The organism is Streptomyces roseoverticillatus (genome assembly GCF_000719265.1).
GTDB lineage: Bacteria > Actinomycetota > Actinomycetes > Streptomycetales > Streptomycetaceae > Streptomyces > Streptomyces roseoverticillatus.
Genome location: NZ_JOFL01000003.1, coordinates 310,784 through 334,328 on the forward strand (window position 1 = coordinate 310,784; position 23,545 = coordinate 334,328).

The 23,545-nt window shown below is 73.5% G+C and carries 17 protein-coding genes, 1 tRNA gene and 1 pseudogene; 5 read left to right on the forward strand and 14 right to left on the reverse strand.

The features are described from left to right. Window positions 1-53 precede the first annotated feature (53 nt). The 4 genes from IF61_RS0105170 to IF61_RS0105185 all read right to left on the reverse strand — a co-directional run bounded on the left by IF61_RS0105170 (window position 54) and on the right by IF61_RS0105185 (window position 6,210). Entirely contained in the window at window positions 54-1,265 is a 1,212-nt protein-coding gene (locus IF61_RS0105170) for a cytochrome P450 (protein ID WP_030365035.1), read from the reverse strand. Window positions 1,266-1,303: 38 nt separating this feature from the next. Continuing rightward, the gene (locus IF61_RS0105175; protein ID WP_030365036.1) at window positions 1,304-2,566 is read right to left on the reverse strand and encodes a cytochrome P450 family protein; all 1,263 of its coding nucleotides are present in this window, start codon (window positions 2,564-2,566) and stop codon (window positions 1,304-1,306) included. Window position 2,567: 1 nt separating this feature from the next. Next, window positions 2,568-5,684, reverse strand: a complete 3,117-nt coding sequence (locus IF61_RS0105180) for an amino acid adenylation domain-containing protein (RefSeq protein ID WP_052392410.1) — start codon at window positions 5,682-5,684, stop codon at window positions 2,568-2,570. A 61-nt stretch (window positions 5,685-5,745) separates the two neighbouring features. Then, window positions 5,746-6,210, reverse strand: a complete 465-nt coding sequence (locus tag IF61_RS0105185; protein WP_245684404.1) for a pyridoxamine 5'-phosphate oxidase family protein — start codon at window positions 6,208-6,210, stop codon at window positions 5,746-5,748. A 1,144-nt stretch (window positions 6,211-7,354) separates the two neighbouring features. On the opposite strand from IF61_RS0105185, the gene IF61_RS0105195 reads away from it, so the two are divergent. Then, window positions 7,355-8,494, forward strand: a complete 1,140-nt coding sequence (locus IF61_RS0105195) for a PP2C family protein-serine/threonine phosphatase (protein ID WP_052392411.1) — start codon at window positions 7,355-7,357, stop codon at window positions 8,492-8,494. Window positions 8,495-8,508: 14 nt separating this feature from the next. Here the strand turns inward: IF61_RS0105195 and IF61_RS0105200 are convergent. After that, window positions 8,509-8,585, reverse strand: a tRNA-Pro gene (locus tag IF61_RS0105200). A 250-nt stretch (window positions 8,586-8,835) separates the two neighbouring features. Between IF61_RS0105200 and IF61_RS0105205 the strand changes: the two genes are divergently transcribed. After that, window positions 8,836-12,063, forward strand: a complete 3,228-nt coding sequence (locus IF61_RS0105205) for an amidohydrolase family protein (RefSeq protein ID WP_052392412.1) — start codon at window positions 8,836-8,838, stop codon at window positions 12,061-12,063. Window positions 12,064-12,249: 186 nt separating this feature from the next. On the opposite strand, the gene IF61_RS0105210 is transcribed toward IF61_RS0105205, so the two are convergent. Together IF61_RS0105210 and IF61_RS0105215 are read right to left on the reverse strand one after the other, a co-directional pair. Continuing rightward, window positions 12,250-13,425: an MBL fold metallo-hydrolase gene (locus IF61_RS0105210; protein ID WP_030365041.1), complete on the reverse strand. Its 1,176-nt coding sequence runs from the start codon at window positions 13,423-13,425 to the stop codon at window positions 12,250-12,252. 290 nt (window positions 13,426-13,715) lie between these two features. After that, entirely contained in the window at window positions 13,716-14,378 is a 663-nt protein-coding gene (locus IF61_RS0105215; RefSeq protein ID WP_030365042.1) for an alpha-ketoglutarate-dependent dioxygenase AlkB family protein, read from the reverse strand. A 149-nt stretch (window positions 14,379-14,527) separates the two neighbouring features. Between IF61_RS0105215 and IF61_RS0105220 the strand changes: the two genes are divergently transcribed. Continuing rightward, window positions 14,528-15,118, forward strand: a complete 591-nt coding sequence (locus IF61_RS0105220; protein WP_043187792.1) for a carboxymuconolactone decarboxylase family protein — start codon at window positions 14,528-14,530, stop codon at window positions 15,116-15,118. Window positions 15,119-15,188: 70 nt separating this feature from the next. Here IF61_RS0105220 and IF61_RS0105225 read toward each other — a convergent pair whose 3' ends face one another. From IF61_RS0105225 to IF61_RS0105235, 3 genes are all read right to left on the reverse strand, one after another. Continuing rightward, entirely contained in the window at window positions 15,189-16,040 is an 852-nt protein-coding gene (locus tag IF61_RS0105225) for an SAM-dependent methyltransferase (protein ID WP_245684405.1), read from the reverse strand. 75 nt (window positions 16,041-16,115) lie between these two features. Beyond that, window positions 16,116-16,373 (reverse strand): DUF397 domain-containing protein, encoded by a 258-nt coding sequence (locus IF61_RS0105230; RefSeq protein ID WP_030365045.1) that lies wholly within the window; start codon window positions 16,371-16,373, stop codon window positions 16,116-16,118. Window positions 16,374-16,376: 3 nt separating this feature from the next. Continuing rightward, a complete protein-coding gene (locus IF61_RS0105235; protein WP_030365046.1) occupies window positions 16,377-17,243 on the reverse strand; it encodes a helix-turn-helix domain-containing protein in 867 nt (288 codons plus the stop codon). A gap of 166 nt (window positions 17,244-17,409) precedes the next feature. Here IF61_RS0105235 and IF61_RS0105240 point away from each other — a divergent pair, with 166 nt between their 5' ends. Next, window positions 17,410-17,868 (forward strand): ATP-binding protein, encoded by a 459-nt coding sequence (locus IF61_RS0105240; protein WP_245684406.1) that lies wholly within the window; start codon window positions 17,410-17,412, stop codon window positions 17,866-17,868. A gap of 64 nt (window positions 17,869-17,932) precedes the next feature. Here the strand turns inward: IF61_RS0105240 and IF61_RS0105245 are convergent, their stop codons facing one another. Continuing rightward, window positions 17,933-18,724, reverse strand: a complete 792-nt coding sequence (locus IF61_RS0105245) for an SGNH/GDSL hydrolase family protein (RefSeq protein ID WP_030365048.1) — start codon at window positions 18,722-18,724, stop codon at window positions 17,933-17,935. A gap of 212 nt (window positions 18,725-18,936) precedes the next feature. Here IF61_RS0105245 and IF61_RS0105250 point away from each other — a divergent pair, with 212 nt between their 5' ends. Further along, window positions 18,937-19,743, forward strand: coding sequence for a tyrosine-protein phosphatase (locus IF61_RS0105250; RefSeq protein ID WP_030365049.1), 807 nt, complete (start codon window positions 18,937-18,939; stop codon window positions 19,741-19,743). An 86-nt stretch (window positions 19,744-19,829) separates the two neighbouring features. Here IF61_RS0105250 and IF61_RS0105255 read toward each other — a convergent pair whose 3' ends face one another. The 3 genes and pseudogenes from IF61_RS0105255 to IF61_RS0105265 all read right to left on the reverse strand — a co-directional run. Continuing rightward, window positions 19,830-21,269 carry an aspartate aminotransferase family protein gene (locus IF61_RS0105255; RefSeq protein WP_052392413.1) on the reverse strand — a complete coding sequence of 480 codons (1,440 nt, stop codon included), beginning with the start codon at window positions 21,267-21,269 and terminating at the stop codon, window positions 19,830-19,832. Beyond that, entirely contained in the window at window positions 21,266-23,299 is a 2,034-nt protein-coding gene (dxs, locus tag IF61_RS0105260) for a 1-deoxy-D-xylulose-5-phosphate synthase (protein WP_030365051.1), read from the reverse strand. The genes IF61_RS0105255 and dxs overlap by 4 nt, the downstream gene beginning before the upstream one ends. A 77-nt stretch (window positions 23,300-23,376) precedes the next feature. Next, a pseudogene (locus IF61_RS0105265) lies at window positions 23,377-23,545 on the reverse strand (flavodoxin-dependent (E)-4-hydroxy-3-methylbut-2-enyl-diphosphate synthase); the annotation flags it as partial.

Sequence of the window (23,545 nt, forward strand, 5' to 3'; positions counted from 1 at the left end):
GCGGCGGAGTGCTCCCGCCGCCGCACGGGGCGTCCCGGATCACCAGGCCCGGATCACCAGGTGACGGGCATCCCCGCGGGCATGATGGCCATGCGGTTGGGCACCCACGGGACCTCGTCCGCCGGCACCGCGAGGCGCAGGCCCGGCAGGTGGTCCAGCAGGGCCTGGAACGCCGTCTCGGACTGGCGGCGGACCAGGTGCGCGCCCGGGCAGTGGTGCCGCCCGTAGCCGAAGCGCAGGTGCGGGTTGGGCGACCGGGTGGGGTCGAAGTCCCCGGCGTCGTCGAAGACGCCGGGGTCGAAGTTGACGGCGTCGAGGGAGAGCAGGATCAGGTCCCCCTCCTTGACGGCCGCCGTGCCGAGCTTGTCGTCCTGCGTGACGAAGCGCGGGATGGCGTTGCCGAGGACGACGCTGCAGCGCAGCAGTTCCTCGACGCACCGGGGCATGAGCTCCGGCTGGGCGCGCAGGGTGTCCATGAGCTCCGGGCGCCGGAGGAGGTTGAGGGCCGCGACGCCGAGGAAGCTCGCGAAGTCCTCGTAGCTGGTGACCCAGAGCATGGCCGCGATGTTCGAGAACTGCTTCTCGTCGAGCGCCTGCTGCCGGCCGTCGAGCTCCTCGCGGTCGTTGAGGTCGGCGAGGCGGTCCAGGAGGCCGCGGGGCTCGGCCGGGCGGGCGGCGGTGTACTCCTGCATGTAGACGCGGAGCTCCTCCCAGTTCCGGGCGAGCTCCTCGTCGGTGGCCGTCTTCATGGTCAGGTCGAGGTCGGCGCGGACGGCCAGCCAGTGCCGGTCCTCGAAGGGCAGGCCCAGCAGGCGGCACATGCACTGGGCGGCGACCCATTCGGCGAAGTGGTGCTGGAGGTCGCCGGGGGCGCCCTCGCGGACCATGGCGTCCAGGCCCTGGACGGTGATCCCGGCGACCCAGTCGGCCGGCAGGTCGGGCTGCTTGCGGCCGAGCGCCTTCAGGACCTCGTCGCGCAGCCCGGCGCGCTGCAGGTGGTTCATGGCGTCCAGCAGCTCGGGCGCGAGGATCGGGGCGTCCTGGGTCGGGCCGCCGGGGACGCCCAGCACCGACCGGGCGAACTTGCGCTCCCGCAGCACCTGCTGGGCGAGCTCGTAACCGGTGACCAGCCAGGCCTCGCCGCCCGCGTTGGTGCGGACCCTGGCCACGGGGCACCGGCTCCGGAGGTCGTGGAGTTCGGGGGCGAGCCGGTCGCCCCGGTCGCTGAAGGGGTAGTGCGGCAGGGCCTGTTCGGGTGCGGACACGGTGCGCGGAACCTTTCGGGGAGCGGGCGGGGCGGGGGTCACCAGCGGACCGGCAGCCGGGCCGGGGCGCGCAGCGGCGTGGTCTCGTCCCAGGGCAGGGAGTCCGCCGGCTCGGCGAGCTCCAGGGCCGGCAGCTTCTCCAGCAGCACCCGCAGGGCGACGGACAGCTGGAGCCGGGTGAGATGGGCCCCGGTGCAGTAGTGGGGCCCGTAGCCGAACGCGGTGTGCGCGTTGGGCGAACGGGTCAGGTCGAGCCGGTCGGGGTCGGGGAACGCGTCCGGGTCGCGGTTGGCGGAGGCGATCACCGGCAGGACCGCGTCGCCGGCGCGGATCCGCTGCCCGTGCAGCGTGAAGTCCTCCAGGGCGACGAGGACGTTGATGGCGTTCATCAGCGGGACGTGCCGCAGCAGTTCCTCCACCGCGGTGTCGATGCCGTCCGGGTCGTCGCGCAGCCGGCGGAGCTGCCCGGGGTGGGTGAGCAGCGCCAGCAGGGCGTTCGCGGTGTGCTGGATGTTGGTCTTGTAGCCCGCCATGAGCATGGTGACGACGAAGCTGACGACGTCGTCGCGGGTGAGGTCGCCGCCCTCCCGGCGGCTCTCGGCGAGGAGGAGGCTCACGTAGTCCTCTCCGTCCTCTCCGTCCTCTCCGTCCTCCCTGCTCTCCTTCTCCTTGCGGTCGATCAGGCCGGACGCGTAGTCCTGGAGGGCGTAGAGCGCCGCGAGGATCTCCTCCATGGGCAGGCCGGCGGCGCTGAGCAGGGTGAGGGTGTGCGGCAGGTAGAGGTCGCGGTCCTCGTGCGGCAGGCCGACCGTCTCGCACAGGACCCGCAGCGGCAGGGGCTCGGTGAAGGACGCGACGAGGTCGCCCGTCCGGTCGCCGGAGCCGCGCACCATGGTGTCGATCAGCTCCTCCGCCACGGCCCGGATCCGCGGGGCCATGAACTCCAGCCGGCGGCGGGTGAAGAGCGGGGAGACGGCGCGGCGGACGCGGGTGTGGTGCTCGCCGGTCATCTCCAGGAAGGTGGGCAGGCACGGCGGCGGGGCGTCGGCGTCCTCGCGGGGCGGCCAGGCGGAGAGCAGGGGCCGGGTGAGCCGGGGGTCGGCGAAGGCGGCGCGCACGTCCTCGTGGCGGCTGATGAGCCAGCCGGTCTCGCCGTTGGGCATGAGCGCCTTGACGACGGGCTGCTCGGTGCGCAGGCGCGCGTAGGCGCAGGGCGGGCCGGGGTCGGCGGGGTCGAAGGCCGGGACGGGCATGAGGGCGCCGGTGGCGCCCGTTCCTTCGACGGCTGTCGTGTCGGTCATGTCATGCCTCCTCGGCGGCCGCGCGTGCGGGCCGGGCGATGTAGCCGGAGGTGAAGAAGTACTCCAGGTAGCGGTCGAGGAGGGCGGCGTCGACCGGCGGGCACTCCAGCCCGCTGCCGGCCAGCGCCTCCTCGGCGTTGCGCCGCCCCAGGGCCGGGAAGACGCCGTTGAGGTACATCTCCTTCACGGAGATGTCGGCCTTGTTGCTCCGGTCGACGCACAGGGAGACGAACGGGGCCGTGGGGCTGGTGGGGTTGCGGGCGACGTGGCGGACGAGTTCGCCGACCCACTGCCCGTACGGCAGCGTCCGCAGCTCGAAGCCGGCCGCCCGCATGCGGTCGAGGACGTCGGCCAGCGTGGCCGGGCGGGGGTTGGTGACGTGGTGGACCCGCCCCGTGGCCGGGCGCCGCGTGGCGATGTGGACCACGGCCTCGGCGAGGTGGTCGACGGGCACGAAGTCCATCGGGAGGTCGATGTCGGGCGCCAGGCCCGTCTCGGCGATGGTCTTGAACAGCGAGCAGATGGCCGTCTCGGTGTTGCAGGCGCCGTGCTGCCGGTCGCCGGTGACCTCGTACGGCCGGTACACGGCCGTCGGCAGGCCCTGGTCCGCCGCGCTGCGCAGCACCCCTTCGGCCACCCACTTGCTCTCCGCGTAGCCCATGGTGAGCCCGTCGGCGTGGTCCAGCGGCAGGTCCTCGTCGACCGTGCGCACGCCGGCCGTGCCGAAGCCCGCGACGACGGCGACGGTCGACAGGAAGTGGACGGGGACGCGCCGGGGCGCGGCGAGCCGGACGATCTCGCGGGTGCCGTCGACGTTGGCCGGGCGCAGGGCCTCGTACGGGTAGAGGAAGTTGACGCGGGCGGCGTTGTGGACGATCAGGTCCAGGGAGCGCGACAGCTCGGCGGCGTGTCCGGGGGCCAGCCCGAGGCCGGGGGCGGCCAGGTCGGCGGGGAAGCACCGTACGCGCTGCCAGGCCGCGGCGTCGGGGCGCAGGCCGTAGCGCAGGAGGCCGGCCTTCACGCGCCGCTCGGCGTGCGCGGGGCTCGACGCCCGGACGGGGCAGTGGACGAGGGCGGTGGTGGCGCGCAGCAGCCGGTCGAGGAGGAAGGCGCCGACGAACCCGGTGGCGCCGGTGAGCAGCACGTGCTCCGGCCGGCCGGGGCGGGGGGCCGGGCCTTCGGCGGGCGGGAGGACGAAGCCGAGCTCGGTCTCGCGGCGGAAGTCGACGGCGTCGGCGGGTGAGGCCCGGCGCGCGGCGCCGGTACGTACTTCGCGCACGGATTCGACGAAGCCCGCCAGTGTGGGTGCCGCGAGCAGGGCCCTGACCAGGGTGGAGCCGAGTCCTGCGTCGAGCTGGAGCACGGCCAGGGTGCGGGTGACGGCTTCGGCGGCCAGGAGGGAGTCGCCGCCGAGGGCGAAGAAGTCGTCCTCGGGCGCGGGGCGGACGCGCAGCACGAGCTGCCACACCTCGGCGAGCGCGTCGAGGAGGCCGGCGACGCCGGGGTCAGTGGGCGGCTGTGTGCCGTCAGGGGTTTCGGCGGCCCCGGGGGACGCGTCCGCCGCCAGCCGGCTGCGGTCGATCTTGCCGCCGCTCGTCACGGGGAAGGACTCCCTGGCCACGAGCGCGGGGACGGCCTGGGCGGGCAGCCACTGCGCGCAGTACGCGCGTAACGCCGGGAGCGGCAGGGCCCGGCCGGGTTCCGCCGGGGTCACGTAGGCGGTCAGGGTGTCGGCCTCAATCTCGACGGCGGCCTCGCCGACGTCGGGGTGGGCGCGCAGCCGGGCCTCGACCTCGTCGAGTTCGATGCGGTGGCCGCGCAGCTTCACCTGGCGGTCCAGCCGGCCGCGGTACTCCAGGGTGCCGTCGGCGGTCCGTACGGCCCGGTCGCCCGTGCGGTACAGGAGGCCGTGGGGCTCGGCGGCCGGCATGCGCACGAACCGTGCGGCGGTCAGCTCCGGGTCCCCCGGGTAGCCGAGGGCCAGGCCGTCCCCTCCGACGTACAGCTCGCCCTCCTCGCCCGGCGCCGCGGCGGAGCCGTCGGGGCGCAGGACGTGGCAGGTGGAGGCGCCGAAGGGGCGGCCTATGGGGACGCTGGTGGCGTCGGCGGGCAGGGTGCGCAGGATGTGGGCCGTGGAGACCACGGAGTTCTCGGTGGGCCCGTAGAAGTTGACGACCGTGGTGTCGGGGCAGGCCTCCAGGACGGCGCGGGCGAGGGCGGGGTCCATGGCCTCCCCGCCGGCCGAGACGAAGCGGAGCCGCTTGAGCGCGCGGGGCCGGTTCCGCGCGACGAGGTGGAAGACGCTGGTGGTCAGGTAGGCCACGGTGACGCCGTGCGCGTGGAACACCTCCTCCAGCGCCGCGGGGGACAGCAGTTCCTCGCGGTCGGCGAGAACGAGGCAGGCGCCGGTGAGGAGCGCGCCCCAGATCTCGATGGTGGACGCGTCGGAGGAGAGCCCGTAGGCGTGCAGGACCCCGTCGCCGGGGGCGGGCGGCGGCAGTTCGGGCTCGGAGAGCACCAGGCGGACGACGCCGCGGTGCGGTATCGCCACGGGCTTGGGCCGGCCGGTGGACCCGGACGTGAACATCACGTAGGCGCAGTCGGTGGCGGTCGCGGGGACGGGGGCGGTCGCGGGGACGGAGGCCGCGGCGGTGGGTGCGCTCAGGGGCACCGCTTCCGCCTCGACGGCGTCGACCTCGATCCAGGTCAGCAGCCCGCGTATGCGGCGTCCGCTGCCGGGGAGGACGGCGGCGGCCCGCAGCCCGGCGTCCTCGGCCATGGCCCGCAGCCGGGCCGGCGGGAGCTCCTCGTCGAGCGGCACGTAGGCGCAGCCGGCCTTGAGGATGCCGAGGAAGGCGACGAGCGCCTCCAGGGAGCGGCTTCCGCAGACGCCCACCGGCGACCCGGGCTCGATGCCGTGGGCGAGCAGGCGGGCGGCGAAGGCGTCGGACCGGGCGGCGAGCTGACCGTAGGTCAGGGTGCGGTCGTGGTGCCGGGCCGCGAGGTCGTGCGGCCGCTGGGCCGCCTGTGCCGTGAACAGTTCAGCGAGGCCGCGCTCCCTGGGATAGCCGTGCGGGGTAAGGGGAGCGGGGTGCGCCGGGACGTGCAGGTCTGCCATGAGTACGCGCTCACTTCCGAAGAGGGTTCGATCGCTGCGGGCCCGTCAGATCTCACGGCTCTCACCCGTCCCGGTCGATCCGGTCGGCCTCGGAGAACTCGGCGGCGAACGCGGCGAAGTTGGCGGTGCGCCAGCGCTGGGGGCGCATCCGGAACGTGATGTCGTCGGCGAGCTGGCCGGCGGTGGACTTCAGGTAGGCGCGGGCCTCTTCGGGGTCGAGGTAGCGGTGGGCGATGGCGTCGCGCTCGCCCGGGTCCACGGGGTCGTTGACCTCGGTGACCGGGCCCTCCACGCTCACGTACCGGTAGGGCGGGTTCTCGTCCTGGACGCAGAGGCTGAACCGGCCCGCCGCGCGCAGCAGCCGCGCCTTGACGGTCTCCCGGCCGGTCTGCACGACGATGTCGCCGCCGGGCTCGTAGCGGTACCAGACGGGCACGATCAGCGGCGCGCGGTCGTCACCGTCGGCGACGCCCAGCACGCCGACGTGGAGGCCGGCAAGGAAACGTTCGCGTTCTTCTCCGGGCATCGCAGGCACCATGAAGGGCTCCCTCTCTCATGGGATCAAGGCTGGTTTTCCGCGGGCAGCCTCAGCGCACCGGTGTGGTCGGTGCGGCTGGTGTGGTCCGCGTGCCGCGCTCCTGCCCGGTACTGCACAGGCCTCCACACAAGGCACCGTGCAGCCGCACAGGAACGCGCACCTCCGCAGCCGTCTACGCGCGGATACCTTGTATCTCACCTGCCGCCGGGCGCCCGGCAGATCGCAAACCGGCCATGAACGAATTCGAGCCGGGCCCGGTGCCCCGCCCCCGGTCCCGGCGTGGCACATCACCGGACATTCCAGTCACGGGCATGGGCTCGCCTGTGACCCGTGCGACAGGTCTGCTGAAGCGGCGGAGGCTTCTACGAGGCGGCCCGTCCGGCTTCCACGAGGCGGCCCACCGGGCTTCGTCACCGCCGCGTCCCTACTACCGGCCACGTGATGACCGTTCGTCGACCACGTGCTCGCCGTCGCCGTACCGGCCGGTCCGGGCGGCGACGCGTGGTGCGCGTCACTCTCCTCCCGGCGGCGACGCCTGGTGCACGTCACTCGCCTCCCACGCGGCGGCACTCGACCGGAATGCGTCTGACGGGCGGCGCCGGACCGGCCGGGGCCGGCCACGGCGCGCGTCCGCCACCGGGCACGGGCCCGGCCGCCAGGTCGCCACCCAGGAGGCGGGCCCGTTCCCGCAGGCCCGCTGCGGCCGGCCAGCGCCGTGATGTCGGTCGGGCGGCCGGCGCGCCGAGGGCGCGGCGTCGTCCGCCCGCGGCCTTCTGAGCACGCCGACGGCGTGCCGCACCTCGTCCAGGGCCCGCACGCTCAGCCGAACTTGCCCAGAACGGCTGCGGCGGTGGCAGCGCTGACAACGGCGGTCGCGGTGCGCCGGAGCGCCTTGCTCTTCATCTCAATGTCCACGACTCGATCTCGCCCGGGGGCAGTTGGCCGGACAACTGCCATCCAGCAGCGTGCCGAGTGAGAGGGAGGAGCGAGGGATCGCGGGGGAGACAGGAGCCGGGTATCGCACATTCATACGACACCCCGACCGCGCCATTCGGGTGACACACCCCCCGGGTGGGGCATAGCAGGCCCCAAAAAGGTCATATGTCCATGATGTCTAGATACGATATGTAGCATGGTCAAGCCCGGACAGCCGCGACCCCGTCGCTCCCAGGGCCGGTGGTCCCCAGTTCAGCTGTCACCGGTGATCCTGACCGTGGTCATCGCCAGCCTGGCGTACGCCACTCCCCCGGACATGGCCTTCAGCCGCATCCTGCCCGCGGCCCCCGCGCTCGCCGCCGCCATGTGGCCCGTGCTCCCCACGGTGCTGCTGGGAACTGTCTGCTTTTTGCTCATGATCGGCCTCAGCCTCGTGTTCCCGGGCCTGGGAGCGTGGTACACGGTGGCCGGCATCGTCGCGGTCACCGTGGCCGCCGCGTACGGAAGCCACGTCCGCCTCCAGCGCGAACAGTCCCTCTTCCAGGTCAGGCTCGTCGCCGACGCGGCGCAGCAGGTCGTCCTGAGCCCGATGCCGCGCCGCTTCGGCGCCATCGAGATCGAGTCGCTGTACCTCGCGGCCGCGGCCGAGGCCCGCATCGGCGGCGACTTCTACGAGGTGGCCGACACGCCGCACGGGGTCCGGCTGCTCATCGGCGACGTACGAGGCAAGGGCCTGCCCGCCGTGGGGACGGCCGCGGCGGTCGTCAACTCCTTCCGCGAGGCGGCCTACGACGAACCCGACCTGGCCGGCATCGCCCGCCGCCTGGAAGCCAGCAGCACCCGCTACAACGCCGCGTTCCCCCCGGATGACCTGGCCGAGCGCTTCTCCACCGCCGTCCTCGTCGAGATCCCGCACGAGGACAGCAGCATCATCAGGATCCTCAACTGCGGACACCCTCCGCCGCTCCTCCTGAACCGCGAGGGCCTCCGCGTCCTGAGCCCCACCGACCCCGCACCGCTGCTCAACCTCGCGGGCCTGATCGGCGATTGCTACAGCACCGACACCTTCGCTTTCACCCCCGAAGACCAGCTGCTCCTCTACACCGACGGCGTCACCGAGGCCCGCGACCGCAACGGCGACTTCTTCCCCCTGGCCGACTGGATGCGCCACCAGACCCCGGAACGCCCACGCGAACTCCTCGACGGCCTCCACCGCGACCTGCTCACCCACAGCAGCGGAGGCCTCGACGACGACATCGCGGCACTGGCGGTGCGCTTCCGCGGCGCCCCGGACAACGGAAAGGCCGTTCCCTCAATTCGAGGAAACGGCCTCTGACCTGCGATGTTCGCTGGTCGGGACGGCGGGATTTGAACCCACGACCCCTTGACCCCCAGTCAAGTGCGCTACCAAACTGCGCCACGTCCCGGTGCTTGTCCGGCTCGGGCTCTCGCCCTTGCCGACCGCGCATGAGAACAATACCGCACTTCAGCGGGTGATCGCGCACGCCTTTCAGCGCATCGATCATCCCTAAATGTCTTATTTAGCTCATTTATTCGATATGCGTCAGTCCTCTTCCTCCCCCACGCGGTGTTGACCACCCTCCCGGCCCCCGTGGGACCATCGGGCCTTCGGACGTCGCTCGCGACGCGGGCAACTCCCCCGCCCCAGGAGGACAGTTGGCAACCTCGGACGCCCCGATTCCCCCTTCCGCCCTCTCTCGGTCTTCCGCCCTCTCCCGGCGCAGGTTCCTGCAGGCCGCGGCCGGTACCGCGGCGGTGGCCGGGGTCGCGGGGGCGTTGCCCGGGGCCGTGGCCGTGGCGGCGCCCGTAGAAAACCAAACGCTGTCGTTCACGGCTGCCACCAATGGCGCGGCCAGTCTCGCGCCCGCCGGGGACCGGCTGGTCGCCGAGGTGCAGAACGTGCTGTGGTCGGTGCCCCGCAAGGGCGGGGAGGCCGTCGCGATCACTCCGGCCGATCTCGAGCCGACCCGGCCGGTGCACTCGCCGGACGGTCGGCAGCTCGCCGTCTGCGCGTACCGGGGCGGTGGCTTCCACATCTGGACGCTGCGGCCCGACGGCAGCGGGCTGCGGCAGGTCACGGACGGGCCGTGGGACGACCGCGGGCCCGCCTGGTCGCCCGACGGCACGCGGATCGCCTTCGCCTCCGAGCGTGGCGGCGACCCCGTGGTCGGGAGCCCGTACCGGGTGTGGGTGGCGGACGTGCGGACGGGCGCGCTGACGCAGGTCACCGGGGTGAGCGGGCAGGAGGGGCCGCTGCAGGACGGGGCGTGGGAGGACTTCGACCCGGTGTGGTCGCCGGACGGCGCGCGGCTGCTGTTCGTCCGCGGGCGCCTCGCCGGGACCGCGCTGGAGGCCCGTACGGTCGCGTCCGTGCCCGCCGGCGGGCACGGGCCGGTGCGGGTCGAGCACACCGAGGCCGCGGCCGGGCAGATCATGACGCCGGCGGTCGCCCCTGACGGACGCCTCGCCTATCTCCGTACGACTCCCGCCCCCGCGGCCGGCTGCACGCTCGTGGTGGACGGCGAGCCGGTGGCGATCGACGGGGACGTCGAGCCCGTGCCGCCGCGCTGGACCCGGTCCGGCGAGCTGCTGCTCACCGTCAGCGGGACGTTCCGGGTCGTCCGCCCGCAGGCGCCGCGCGACGCTGAGGTCGTCCCCTTCTCGGGCCGGCTCACGATTCCCCGGCCGCGCTACCGCACCAAGCGGTACGACCTCGACGCGGGCGGCGTGCACGCGGTCCGTTCGCTGCACTTCCCCGCCCTCTCGCCCGACGGCCGCCGGGTCGCGTTCGGCGCGCTCAACGCGCTCTGGGTGGCCGACGTGGCGGGCGGGCGGCCGCCGCGCCGGGTCGTCAAGGCCGACCCGGCCCGCTATCCCTTCGGGCCCACGTGGAGCCCCGGCGGGCGGTCCCTCGTGTACGCGGGCGACAGCGGCGGCCTGCTCGCCGCGCGCCGTCACGACCTCGCGTCCGGCACGGACACCGTGCTGGCCGAGGGCGGCCGCGCGTACCCCGTCCTGTCGCCCGACGGCAGGAGACTGGCCGCCCTCGACCTGGCCGGGAACCTCCTCGTGCGCGACCTCGCCGCCGGTACGGACCGGGTCCTGGCGGCCGCCCTGGGCGGCGGCGGGCTGCCGGGGCGGCCGAGCTGGTCGCCGGACGGCCGCTACGTCGCCCTCTGCGACCGCAACCGGCTGAACCAGCGGTTCCGCGAGGGGTACAACCTCATCCGCGTGATCGACACGACCAGCGGCGGCGCCCGGCTGCACGCGCTCGCCCCGCACGTCTCGCTCAGCGACCGCTACGGCTCAGGGCCCGTCTGGTCGCCCGACGGGCGGCACATGGCGGTGATCGCCGAGTCCGCGCTGTGGCTGCTGCCCGTACGGCCCGACGGCACCCCGGACGGCGAGCCCCGCCGGCTGACGGACGAGGCCGCCGAGGACCCCTCCTGGGCGGCGGACTCCCGCACGCTCCTCTACCTCTCCGCGGGCCGCCTGCGGCTGCTGGACGTCCACAGCGGCTCCGCCCGCACCGTCCGCGTCCCCCTCGACTACCGGCGCCCGGTGCCCGCCGGCACCGTCGTGCACGCCGGCCGCTTCTGGGACGGCACGGGCGACACGGTGCGCGAGGACGTCGACCTGGTGATCCGCGACGGCCGGGTAGCCGCCGTCGAGCCGCACCGGGCGCGGCGCGCGGCCGCCCGCACCGTCGACGCGTCGTCCGGCACGGTGATCCCCGGGCTCTGGGACACCCACACCCACCCGTACCAGAACACCTACGGCGGCCGGCAGACCGCGCTGCAGCTGGCCTACGGGATCACCACCGCGGTCTCCTTCGGCGGCGGCGCCCACGAGCAGGCCCGCATCCGCGAGGCCGTGGCCGCCGGCGAGCTCGCGGGGCCGCGGCTGCTGGCCACCGGGGAGCTCCTCGACGGGGCCCGCGTCGCGTACAGCATGGGCCGCGCGCACCGCACCCGCGAGGGGCTGCGCCGGTCGCTGTCCCGCGCCGAGGCCCTCGACTGGGACTTCGTGAAGACCTACGTCCGCGCACCCGGCTGGCTGATGGAGGAGGCGGCCCGCTTCGCGCACGACCGGCTCGGGGTGCGTGCCGGCAGCCACCTCCTGTCGCCGGGCGTCCAGCTCGGACAGGACCTGACGACGCATCTGCAGGCCACGCAGCGGCTGGAGTTCGGGCACGCGACGACCGCGTCGGGGCGCGCGTACCAGGACGTGGAGGAGATCTACACCCGCGGGGACTTCCACCTCGTCGCCACGATCTTCACGTCCGTACCGCTGCTCGGCGAGGCGCCGGCGCTGGCGCAGGACCCGCGGGTGACGCGGATGATGCCGCCGTGGGACGTCGAGGTCGTCCGCCGGACCGCGGCCGCCCCGCCCACCGCCGACCAGCTGGCGACCCTGGAGCGCGAGACCGGCGTCTACCGCCGGGTGCTCGCGGGCGGCGGCCTCGTCGCGCTGGGGACCGACGCGCCCCTGGTGCCCGTGGGTCTCTCGCTGCACCTGGGGCTGCGCGCGCTCCACCGGTACGGGCTGTCCCCGGCGCAGGCGCTGCGGACGGCGACGGTGCTGCCGGCGCGGGTCTTCGGCGCGGACCGCGACCTGGGCACGCTGGAGCCCGGCAAGCTCGCGGACGTGACGGTGGTGGACGGCGACCCGTTCACGGACTTCGACGCGCTGGTGCGGACGGTTTCGGTGCTGCGGGGCGGGGTGCCGTTCGATCAGGCGGGCCTGATCGACGCGTACGAGCCGGTGGGCGCGGCGGGCGCGCCTTCGGCGCCGCCCGGGGTGCGGGCCGCGGAGGCGTGGCTCGCCGTGAGCCGCCAGCTCCGCCGGGACTCCTGCTGCGACATGGAACTCCATGGGGTGTGACGGTGGGCGCGCCGGACGCTCGGGGCCGCGAGGAGACGGCCGGTTCGGCACCGCCGGAAACGTTCCGGGGGCTGAGCACCGTCGCGGCGGAAGAACATGGCGTCCGGCGCCTTTCCTCCCGCCGCAACGGCGAGCAAGGTCCCGCGGCCACACCGGCGGTGCCGAACCCGCCCCGGGCCCCCGCGCTCACGCCCGCAGTGACACCTCCGGTGCCGCCGCCGGCGTCTCGGGCCGCTCGGGCGCTGCCTCCGTCGGCTGGACGGACAGCGCCCGCCACCACGGGTCGGCCGGGAGAACGCCCGTCGGCTCGAAGGGCTGACCGGGGCGCGGCGTCGCGACGCGCGCGCCGTGGCGCCGGGCCGCCGCGACGGAGCCCTCGGCCGGCTCCTCCCATGGGTGCGGCGCGAGGTTGAACGTACCCCAGTGGATGGGCAGGAACACACCGTGCGCGGCGTCGCCCTGCAGGTCGGCGTGGGCCTGCAGGCCCTCCTCGGGCGTCATATGAATGTCCGGCCAAAATTCCGAATATGCCCCGATTTGCACCATCGTGGCGTCGAACGGGCCGTACTGCGCGCCGATGTCCTTGAAGCCGGAGAAGTACCCCGTGTCACCGCTGTGGAAGATGCGGTGCGCGGGACCGGCCACCACCCATGAGGCCCAGAGCGTGTGCTGGGTATTGCGCAGCGCGCGGCCGCAGAAGTGGCGGGCGGGGGTCGCGGTGAAGGTGAGGCCGGCGACTTGGGCCTGCTCGTGCCAGTCGAGCTCGGTGATCCGGTCCGCGGGCACGCCCCAGTGCTCCAGGTGGGCGCCGACGCCGAGCGGTACGACGAACTGCGCGCCGGTGCCGCGGGCGAGGGCGCGGACGGTCGGCATGTCCAGGTGGTCGTAGTGGTCGTGGGAGATGACCACGGCGTTGAGCGGCCCGGTCTCGCGCAGCGGCACGGGCACCGGGTGCAGCCGCTTCGGGCCCGCGAAGGCGAAGGGCGAGCAGCGCTCGGACCAGACGGGGTCGAAGAGCACCCGGGCGCCGTCGATCTCGGCGAGGACGCTGGAGTGCCCCATCCAGGTCAGCCGCAGCCCCGACGCGGCGGGGACGGCCAGGTCGGCCACGGTGGTCGGGTGGACCGGCACGCTGCCGGCGGGCGCCCGGCGGGCGCGCTCCTCCGCGCGGAAGTACGTGGGCAGGAACTTCAGCATCGCGCCGGAGGGTGTGCGCTGCGCGCCGACGGGGTTGGTGAAGACGCCGTCGGCGAAGTTCGGTGACCGCCGGATGCGCGCCATCCGCTCCCCGGACGGGTCGGCGCCGAACGCGGCGGGGCGCAGGGCGTCGAGCGGTGAGCTGCTGAGGCGGAAGCCGGTCACGGCACCTCCAGGGCGAAAGCGGCCAGATCACCTGCCATTATCTGCCCCGGACCGGCGGGCGCCCGGGCGGCCCCCGGCCGACGGCCCGGGGGGCCTTTCGGGGAGCGCCGGTGGGCTCTCCGGCTGCCGCCGCCCGGGCTCACCCCCGTGATATGAGCCCGGACGCGCGGCCGGCGCACTGCCGGGGACCCACTGTGCAGGGTCGTGCCCCCACCCGCACGTGATTTTTTACGGTGCCGGACGTTCCGTTTTGCGGTGCCGTCCCTTCCGTCCTTCCGTCTTCCGGGCGCTCACAGCCCGCTGACCCGGAGGGTGATGTTCAGCCGGCCGGTGAGCCCGAGCGCGGAGGGCCCGGTGCCGGGGTGGGTGCGGGGCACGCCGTGGAAGGCCGCACGGGAGGGCCCGCCGAAGACGAACAGGTCACCGCTGCGCAGCTCGACGTCGGTCCACGGGCGGTTGCGGGTGCTGGTGTTGCCGAAGCGGAAGACGCAGCTGTCGCCGAGGCTGAGGGAGACGACGGGTGCCGTGGCCCGCTCGTCGCTGTCCCGGTGCATGCCCATCGTCGCACCGCCCTCGTAGAAATTGACCAGAGCGATGTCGTACGCGGCAGGGGCGGGAGTGGTCTCCGGGGGCTCCTTGCCGTACGCGTCGGTGACGGCTTGCGCGGCCATCCGTCCCAGCCAGCCGGGGAACGGCTTGACCGGCGCGCCGTCCCCGTCCACGACCGTGCGGGCGTAGCCGTACGGGTACCAGTGCCAGCCCAGGCAGACCATGCGGACGGACATCTGCCCGCCGCTCGGCATGCGCACGGTCCGCAGCCCGGCGGGCGGCCGCGCCCAGGTGCGGCAGGCGGCGAGCAGGCGCCGCTGGGCGGCGAGGTCCAGCCAGCCGGGGACGTGGACGGCTCCGGGCGCGATCTCGGCCCGGGGGCGGGGGAAAAGCTCGTCGTCCATGGCGTCAGCGTAGGCCGGGCCGCTCCGGACACCCGATCACTCAGTGTGACCACCATCACATGTCGAACAGTGCGCGGCGATGTCACACATCCACCGGTCCCGTCCGTCGTATGGGCAAAGGCGCACCCACTGCGACGGAGGAACCAGCCATGGCCAGGATCTCGCTCACCCCGGACCGCACCCCGCTCATCCGGATCATGGAGTGGTACAGCAGGCGCACCTACGGCAAGGTGCTGGAGCCGCTGATGGCCCTCGCCCACAACCGGCGCGTGCTGCTCACGACGTCCCGCTTCGAGCTGTCGGTGGGCCGGTGGAAGAAGCTCGACCCGCAGCTGAAGGCGCTGGCCGAGATGGCGTCGGCGGCGGCCATCGGCTGCTCGTGGTGCATGGACTTCGGCTACTGGCTCAGCCGCGGGCACGGGCTGCCGCACGAGAAGCTGCAGGACGTCCCGGTGTGGCGCGACAGCCGCGCCTACGCCCCGCTGGAGCGGGACGTCATGGCGTACGCGGAGGCGATGACGGCCACCCCGCCGACCGTCGAGGACGACCTGGCGGAGCGGCTGCGGCAGCGCCTGGGCGACGCCGCGTTCGTCGAGCTGACCTCGATGATCGCGGTGGAGAACCTCCGCTCGCGCACCAACGCGGCGCTGGGCCTGCACAGCCAGGGCTTCAAGGACAGCTGTGACATACCGGCCGCCCCGGCCCGCCCGCAGGCGGACCGGACGCCGGCGGACCACTAGCCTCCGCGGACCACCAGCCCTCGCGGGCCGCCGGCCTCCGCGGGCCCATCAGCCCCCGCGAGCCGGACCACTACCCCTTGCGGCCCACTCCCCCGTAGAAGATCGTGTCGTTGAGCTCCTCGGGGCCCGGTACCGGCCCGTCCGGCCGCCAGAGCGGCACCCGGACCAGGCCCGGGTCCAGGAGGTCGAAGGCGCCGAAGAGCGGCTCGACGGCGGCGCGGTCGCGCAGGTTGAGGCCCGCGGTGGCGTTCTTGTACGTGCCGACGACGCTGTCGCGGGCCTTCACGTCGGTGTGGCCGTCCGCGTAGCCCTCGTACGGTTCGGCCGTGGCGTGGGAGAGCACGAGGTGGCTGCCGGCGGGAAGGGCGTCCGCGAAGGCGGCGACGATGCCCGCCGGGTCCTCCTCGTCGGTGACGAAGTGGAGGACGGCCACCAGCAGCAGGGCCACCGGCTCGCCGAAGTCGATCAGCTCGCGCACCTCGGGGCGGGAGAGGATCGCCTCCGGGTCGCGCACGTCGCCGAGGACGAAGCCCGCCTGCCCGGTGCCGGTGAGCTTCGCGCCCGCGTGCGTGGCGACGATGGGGTCGTTGTCGACGTAGGCCACCCGCACGTCCGGGGCGATCTCCCGCGCCACCTCGTGGGTGTTGGGCGAGGTGGGGATGCCCGTGCCGATGTCGATGATCTGCCGGACGCCGCCGCGGACGACTTCCCGCACGGCCCGCTGCAGGAAGGCCCGGTTGGCCCGGGCGGAGAGCCGCACCTGGGGGTGCGCCCGGATGACGTGCTCGGCGGCCTGCCGGTCGACCTCGTAGTTGTCCCAGCCGCCGAGGTAGTAGTCGTACATCCGGGCCGGGTGCGGCCGGCTGGTGTCGATGTCCTCGGCGGCGAAGCCCTGCTGGTTCATCCGGTGCTCCGATCCCATGTCATGCCCGTGGTGCCATTGGCGTGGTTCATGCGCGTGGTGTCAGCGTGCGTGGTGTCAGCGTGCGTGCGCGGCTTACTCGCAGGCGGCGCCGGAGCCGGCGAGCAGGAAGTCCGCCGCGCCCGCCTTGGCGCCGTTGATGAAGCTCTCCATCTCGTGACGCGTGTAGATCAAGGCGGGGCCCCCGGGGTCGGTGGACTGGCGCAGGGCGATCCGGCCGTCGCCCAGCAGCAGTGCCTCGACGCACGAGCCCCCGTTGCCGCCGCTCCACGGCTTGCTCCACCCCTCGGTGCCGAGGTCGGTGGCGGGCATGCCGTTGTAGATGCGATCCATGGTTCAGATCTCCTTACGAATCCCGCCCAGGACGGCCTCGGTGGTCTGTGCCGGCGCGGCCTGCGCGCACATCCGGTCCAGCGCCTCCAGGAAGGCCGAGACGTCCTCGCGCTGGTCGAAGTACGAGGCGCCGACGAGGTTTTCGGCGTACGCGATGTCCGGAAGCTCCGGGAGCGGGAACCGGAAGATGTGGAACGGTCCGTACATCGCCGGGTGCGGCCCGGCGGCGAACGGCATGACCTGCAGCCGTACGTTGGGCATGGCGGTGGCCTCGGCGAGCCGGGAGACCTGCTCGCGCATGATGTCCGGCCCGCCGATGGGCCGGCGGAGCACGGTCTCGTCCATCACCACCCACAGCAGCGGCGCGCCCTCGCGGGTGAGCAGCGACTGGCGCTCCCGGCGGACGGCGACCGCGCGCTCGATGTCGGCTTCGGGGGCGTGCGGCTGGCCGGCGCGGAGCACGGCGCGTGCGTAGCGCTCGGTCTGCAGCAACCCCGGGACGTAGTGCGGTTCGTAGGCCCGGATGAGGTTGGCCTCGCCCTCCAGGCTGACGAACGCGCTGAACCACTCGGGCAGGACGTCCCGGAAGCGGTGCCACCAGCCGGGGCGGTTCGCCTCGCGCGCGAGGTCGAGGAAGCCGTCGACCTCGGCGGGGTCGGTGACGCCGTAGACGCGCAGCAGCTTCTCCACGTAGGGGAGCTTCAGGCCGACTTCGGCCTTCTCCATCCTGCGGACGGTGGCGTGCGTGACGTCCAGGGCGCGGCCCGCCTGCTCGTAGCTGAGGCCGGCCTTCTCCCGCAGGTCGTGCAGCCGCTTGCCGAGGACGACCCGCAGAACGGTCGGGGCGCCCGCCGGACGCGCTTCCGCCACTGTTCCTCCCCCTCCGTGCCCACCGACCGTCAGCTGACCGTCAGATGCTTGTCATATGCCCGCAGTCTGTCACGCACGCCCCCGGAGCCAACAGACTGCTCTGACGATTCTGCAATTTACAGATTGAACCTTGCCACACCTCGGCGGTATCGCATATAGTTACGGCGTGGTCCCCTCCCATGACGCACCTTCGCTCGGGCGCTTCGGCTGTTCCATGGCCGCGCGTCTGCAGGACGCCTTCCACTTCCCGGCTCGCGGCGCCTCGGTGGCAGCCGCCCGAAAACGGGTCCTCGCGCAACTGCGGGAATGGGGCATCGACGAAGTGGCGTGCGACGACGCCCAGTTGGTGGTTTCCGAGCTCTTCACCAACGCCGTCCGGCACACGGACAGCGCGAACGTCAGCTGTCAGCTGAGGGTGCTCGGCGCGCATCTGCGCATAGAGGTGGCCGACCAGGGCCGCACGCCGACGGAGCCGCGGGTGCGGTGCAGCGGGGCGGACGAGGAGAGCGGCCGTGGGCTGCTGCTCGTGGGCGCGCTGTCCCAGGCCTGGGGGGTCCGGCCCGACGACAGCGGCCGGGGCCGCGTCGTCTGGGCCGATCTGGCTGCCGGGCGGCTCACCCCTTGAAGCCTTCTCTCGTGAAGCCCTCCCCCTGAAGACTCACCCCGGCGCCCTCCCCCCGGAGGCGGTGCTACAGCGGCAGCAGGTCCGGCCGCTTGGGCTCCACGTGGTCTCCCGAGGACTCGCCGCGCAGCCGGCGGCCGATCCACGGCACCAGGTGCTCGCGCGCCCAGTGGATGTTGTCGCGCCGCACCTCGGCGGGCGAGCGGTGGTCCTCGTCCGGCCAGGCCTGGTCCGGGTCGGCCGGCACCTCCAGGCCGAGCACCTGGGCGGCCCGCAGGGCGACCCGCGTGTGCCCGTCGGGCGAGAGGTGGAGCCGGTCGTCGCTCCAGGCCCTGCGGTCCTGCACCGAGCGCAGCGACCACAGGTCCAGGACCGGGCACCCGTGCCGGTCCGCGATGGCGCGGACGTGGGCGGTGTACGTCGCGATCTTGCCCCGCAGGTGCCGCAGCACGGGCATCCCGCGGGTGTCGAAGCCGGTGCACAGCAGCACGGTGCCCACGGAGGAGGCCAGCTCGGCGACGGCCTTCTCGTAGCGCTCGGCCACATCGTCCGGGTCGCTGCCCGGGCGCAGGATGTCGTTGCCGCCCGCGCAGAAGGTCACGAGCTCGGGGCCGAGCTCCTTCGCCCGGGGCACCTGCTCCGCGACGATCTGGTCCAGGAGACGGCCGCGGACGGCGAGGTTGGCGTAGCGGAAGTCGTGCTCGGGGCGCTGGTCGGCGAGGAGTACGGCGAGTCGGTCGGCCCAGCCGATGAAGGTGTCGTCCGGCCCTGGGTCGCCGACGCCTTCGGTGAAGCTGTCCCCGACGGCTGCGTACGACCCGATCGCGCTCTTGCTGAATGAATTCGAATCGTCTGCCACGTCAGTACATCTTTCCTCCCCCGGAGTGACCTACGCCACCGTAACCAGGGGTTGACGTGCCGTGATGTATCCCACCCCGGCGAACTCCCCGCAAGCGGAATACGTCGGCGCGGCTACCGCACGGAGCGGATTGCCCGTACAACCGGTGTCGTAAGGTCGTTGAGCCGCCTCGCCGACGACCAGCGCCGGCAGCCGAGACCCAGGGAGTGCCCGTGACGCAGACGCCGCATGTGCCGTCCACCGAGCCCGAGCTGGCGGGGGTGCGCAACTTCCGCGATCTGGGCGGCCTGCCCGCCGCGGACGGCCGGCGGGTGCGGCACGGCGTCCTCTACCGCAGCGGCCACCTTGCCCACGCCACCGAGGAGGACGCCCGCTTCCTCGGCACCCTCGGCCTGCACACGGTCTTCGACTTCCGCAACGACGCCGACATCGCGCTCGACGGCCCGGACGTCGAACTCACCGGCGTCCGCAACGTGAACCTGCCGCTCAACGACCCGGCCCACGGCGCCGAGTTCTGGAACATGGTGCGCGCCCGCAACCTCGCGCACCTGCGCAGCGTGCTGGCCGACGGCAGAGCGGCGGACCGGATGGCCGAGACGTACCGCGAGGTCATCACGGGCCGGACGGCCGAGCTCGGCCACGTCCTGCGCTCCCTCGCCGAGGACGGCGTGCCCGCGCTCATGCACTGCGCGGCCGGGAAGGACCGCGCCGGGCTGTCCGTCGCGGTCACCCTGCTCGCCCTCGGCGTCGCGCGCGACGTCATCGAGGCCGACTACCTGGAGTCGAACGCCCCGCACCGGCGCTACCGCATGCGGCGGGCACCGGAGGCGACCGGGCCCGAGGACCGGGAGATCGCGGAGCTGCTCTCGCCGATGTTCGAGGCGCGCGCCACGTACCTCCACGCCGCGTTCGACGAGATGGACGCGACGTGGGGCTCGGCCGACCGTTACCTGGCCGACGGACTCGGACTCGGCCCGGCGGCCCGGCGGCGATTGCAGGACCGGCTCCTCGCGGACTGACACGGGGCTCTGCCCCGGACCCCCGTCCTCAGACTCCCCCGGCTACCGCTGGGAGGTGCCCCCGGACAGGCCGGTTCTTGCCCGGCTCAGCGGTTCGCCACCGCCTGCTTCACCAGCGTCCGCCCGAAGTCCCAGAGCAGCCCGCCCCCGCCGTGGGCGTCGTCCATCACCGCGGTGAAGGCGTCCACGAAGCGGTCCACCTCGCGCTCCCCGATGATCAGCGGCGGGATCAGCTTGATCACCTCCAGGTGGTCGCCGGAGACCTGGGTGAGGATGCGGTGCTTCTGCAGCAGCGGCACCACGACCATCTGCGCGAACAGGCCCTTGCGGGCCGCCTGCAGCATCGCCCAGCGGCTGCGCAGCCCCAGCGAGGACGGCTTGCCGAACTCGATGCCGATCATCAGGCCCCGGCCGCGGACGTCGTGCAGCAGCTCGTACTTGCCGGTGAGCGCCGCGAGCCGGGTGCGCAGCAGGTCGCCCGTGCGCCGGGCGTTCGCGACGACCTGCTCGTCCTCCAGGACCGAGAGCACCGCGAGCCCGGCCGCCATCGCCTGCGCGTTGGAGCCGAAGCTCGCGGAGTGCACGAGCACCCGGTCCATGGACGAATAGACCTTCTTGAAGATCCAGTCCTTGCCGAGGGTCGCCCCCACGGGCACGTAGCCCCCGGACAGCGCCTTGGCCACGCACACCAAGTCCGGCTCGACGCCCTCCTCGTGCTGGTAGGCGAAGAAGTCGCCGGTGCGGCCGACGCCGGTCTGCACCTCGTCCGCGATGAGCAGCGCCTTGTGCCGGTGCAGCAGTTCCTGGGCGGCGCGCAGGAAGCCGGGGGGCGTCTCGTGGACGCCCTTGCCCTGGATGGGCTCGACGACGAAGGCCGCGACGTCGCCGCGGGCCAGCTCCCGCTCCAGCGCCGCGAGGTCGCCGAGCGGGATCGCCGTGTCGGGCAGCAGGGGCGCGAAGCCGTCCCGGAAGCCGTCCTCGCCGTTGACGGAGAGCGAGCCGGTGGTCAGGCCGTGGAAGGCGTGGCTGCAGTAGAGGACCCGCGGTCTGCCCGTCGCGTACCGCGCGAACTTCAGGGCCGTCTCCACCGCCTCGGTGCCGCTGTTGCCGAAGAACACCCGGTCCAGGTGGGGCGCGTACGACAGCAGCTTCTCGGCGAGCAGGCCGGGCAGCGGCTGGCAGTCGAAGCGGGTCAGGTCGGCGAGCGAGGCGTCGAGAACGTCGTGCAGCGCCTTGCGGACGACGGGGTGGTGGCGGCCGACGCCCATCACCCCGAAGCCCGCGAGCATGTCGAGGTAGTCCTGCCCGTCAGCGTCCCAGAAGTAGGCGCCCTCGGCCCGCTCGTAGACCTTGTCGAAGCCGATGGTGTGCAGCATGCGCGGCAGCTGGTGGTTGAGGTGCCGGGCGTGCAGGTCGTACCGCTCGGCGCCGCGCTCCGCGAGGAGCCGGGTCAGGTCGAAGCCCTTGCCGCTCCCGGCGGCGGGACGGTCGGCCGGGCCGGCGGTGTCGGTCGTGTCGGCTGTCATGCGTCGTCGTTCTCCTTGCCGGCCGCGGGGGCGCCCGCGGCTTCCTTACGGGCCGGGGCTCCGTTACGGGCCGGGGTGTCCTTACGAGCCGGGGCTCCCTTACGGGCCGGGGTCTCCTTCCCGGCCGAGGCGCCGCTACCGCCCGCGGCTTCGCTACGGGCCAGCGCGGCGCTGATCCGGCCGGCGATCTCGGCCGGGGTGAGCCCGAGGTCCGCCAGGACCTCGCTGCGCTTGGCGTGCGGCAGGAACTGCTCGGGGATGCCGAAGGTGCGCAGCGGCACGTCGACGTCGGCGTCGCGCAGCGCCTGCCCGACGGCCCAGCCGACGCCGCCGGTGCGGCTGTTGTCCTCGACGACCGCGACGAGGCGGTGCCGGCCCGCGAGCCGCACCAGCGCGGGGTCGACGGGCTTGACCCAGCGGGGGTCGACGACGGTGCACGGCACGCCGCGGTCGGCGAGGAGCGCGGCGGCCTCCAGGCACACGCCGGCCATGGCGCCGACGGAGACGAGCAGGACCTGCGGCTCCGCGCCGTCCGCGGGCAGACCGATGACGTCCGTGCCGCCCTCGCGGGCGAGGGCCGGGACGGGCTCGCCGACGTTCTCCTTCGGGAAGCGGATCACGGTGGGCGCGTCGTCGACGTCCACGGCCTCGCGGAGCTGGGCGCGCAGTTGGTCGGCGTCGCGCGGGGCGGCGATCCGCAGGCCGGGCACGACCTGCAGGACCGACATGTCCCACATGCCGTTGTGGCTGGGCCCGTCGGTGCCGGTCACGCCGGCCCGGTCGAGGACGAACGTCACGCCGCACTTGTGCAGGGCGACGTCCATCAGCACCTGGTCGAAGGCCCGGTTGAGGAATGTGGCGTAGACGGCGAAGACCGGGTGCAGGCCGCCGGTGGCCAGCCCTGCCGCGGAGGTGGCGCCGTGCTGCTCGGCGATGCCGACGTCCCAGACGCGGTCGGGGAAGGCCTCCGCGAACCGGGTCAGGCCCACGGGGTGCAGCATGGCGGCGGTGATCGCGACCACGTCCGGCCGCTCCTTGCCGATCCGCAGCATCTCGTCGCCGAACACCGAGGTCCAGGACCGGCCGGCCGAGGGAACCAGCGGCCGGGACGTGAGCGGGTCGATCACGCCGACGGTGTGGAAGCGGTCCGCGTCGTCCTCCAGGGCGGGCGGGTAGCCCCGCCCCTTCTCCGTGCGGCAGTGGACGAGGACGGGGCCGTGGAAGCGCTTGGCCCGCCGCAGCGCGGACTCGACGGCGGCGACGTCGTGCCCGTCTATCGGGCCGAGGTACTTAAGGCCCAGGTCCTCGAACATGCCCTGCGGGGCGAACGCGTCCTTGAAGCCCTTCTTGGCGCCGTGCAGGGACTCGTAGAGCGGCTTGCCGATGGCGGGCAGGCCCTGGATCGCGTCCTTGCCCCAGGACAGGAAGCGTTCGTAGCCGTCGGTCGTGCGGAGCGTGGCGAGGTGGTCGGCGAGGCCGCCGATGGTGGGGGCGTAGCTGCGCTCGTTGTCATTGACGACGATGATCAGCTGCCGGTCCCTGGCCGCGGCTATGTTGTTGAGCGCCTCCCAGGCCATGCCGCCGGTCAGGGCCCCGTCGCCGATGACGGCGACGACGTGGCGGTTCCAGCGGCCGAGGACCTGGTTGGCCTTGGCGAGGCCGTCGGCCCAGCCGAGGACGGTGGAGGCGTGGCTGTTCTCGATGACGTCGTGCTCGGACTCCTCGCGCGAGGGGTAGCCGGACAGGCCGCCCTTGCCGCGCAGCTTGGAGAAGTCCTGGCGGCCGGTGAGCAGTTTGTGGACGTACGACTGGTGGCCGGTGTCCCACAGGATGCGATCGGCCGGGGAGTCGAACGAGCGGTGCAGGGCGATGGTGAGCTCCACCACGCCCAGGTTGGGGCCGAGGTGGCCGCCGGTGCGGGCGACGGCGTGGATGAGGAAGTGGCGGATCTCCTCCGCCAGTTCGGTCAGCTCCTCGGCGTCCAGGGTCTTCAGGTCGCGCGGACTGCGGATGTTCTCGAGCAACGACACGCGGGCCCCCTCCTCGTCTTGCGGCCTGGGCCGGGGCGGCCGCTCGGTCGCTCTTCCTACGGTGGCGGGTCGCCGGTTCAGGCGACGGTGACGTGCGGTGCCCCGCCGGGGGCGCCGTCCACCGCCATGACTTCGGCGATCTTCATTGCTTCCTCGATGAGGGTCTCCACGATCTTCGACTCCGGCACGGTCTTGATGACCTCGCCCTTGACGAAGATCTGCCCCTTGCCATTGCCCGAGGCCACC

Excerpts from the sequence above, each read along its gene's own strand:
- IF61_RS0105175 (WP_030365036.1), bottom strand. The coding sequence starts at position 2,566 with ATGACCGACACGACAGCCGTCGAAGGAACGGGCGCCACCGGCGCCCTC.
- IF61_RS0105225 (WP_245684405.1), bottom strand. The coding sequence starts at position 16,040 with ATGGGATCGGAGCACCGGATGAACCAGCAGGGCTTCGCCGCCGAGGAC.
- IF61_RS0105195 (WP_052392411.1), top strand. The coding sequence starts at position 7,355 with ATGGTCAAGCCCGGACAGCCGCGACCCCGTCGCTCCCAGGGCCGGTGG.
- IF61_RS0105220 (WP_043187792.1), top strand. The coding sequence starts at position 14,528 with ATGGCCAGGATCTCGCTCACCCCGGACCGCACCCCGCTCATCCGGATC.
- IF61_RS0105215 (WP_030365042.1), bottom strand. The coding sequence starts at position 14,378 with ATGGACGACGAGCTTTTCCCCCGCCCCCGGGCCGAGATCGCGCCCGGA.
- IF61_RS0105185 (WP_245684404.1), bottom strand. The coding sequence starts at position 6,210 with ATGCCCGGAGAAGAACGCGAACGTTTCCTTGCCGGCCTCCACGTCGGC.
- IF61_RS0105230 (WP_030365045.1), bottom strand. The coding sequence starts at position 16,373 with ATGGATCGCATCTACAACGGCATGCCCGCCACCGACCTCGGCACCGAG.
- IF61_RS0105180 (WP_052392410.1), bottom strand. The coding sequence starts at position 5,684 with ATGGCAGACCTGCACGTCCCGGCGCACCCCGCTCCCCTTACCCCGCAC.
- IF61_RS0105255 (WP_052392413.1), bottom strand. The coding sequence starts at position 21,269 with ATGACAGCCGACACGACCGACACCGCCGGCCCGGCCGACCGTCCCGCC.